Genomic DNA, 319 nt, shown 5'->3' with positions numbered 1-319 from the left:
AGCAATACGACCAATGCAGGTAATCACACACTCACTGTTGATGGCACATTGAGCAATGGTAACTACAACATCACGCAACGTACTGATGGCACATGGGGGGTGGGTAAAAAAGACATTACTGTAACCGCGAATAGTGGCTCATCTATTTATGGTGATACAAACCAAGTTAATCCGAACTTCAGTGTCTCAGGCTTGGTGAATGGAGAAACTGCCTCTGTACTGACAGGATTAAACAACAGTTTTGGTATTAGCAATACGACCAATGCAGGTAATCACACACTCACTGTTGATGGCACATTGAGCAATGGTAACTACAACA

1 protein-coding gene is annotated in these 319 nt (G+C 42.9%); it reads left to right on the top strand.

The genetic code is table 11. The features are described from left to right. A partial coding sequence (locus ACG94X_RS16820; protein ID WP_419384802.1) for an MBG domain-containing protein occupies window positions 1–319 on the top strand: 319 nt, incomplete at both ends.

Source organism: Acinetobacter psychrotolerans (assembly GCF_048552595.1).
Taxonomy (GTDB): Bacteria; Pseudomonadota; Gammaproteobacteria; order Pseudomonadales; family Moraxellaceae; genus Acinetobacter.
Note: the sequence above shows the minus strand (reverse complement) of the source record. Positions and strands in the feature narration are given on the sequence as shown.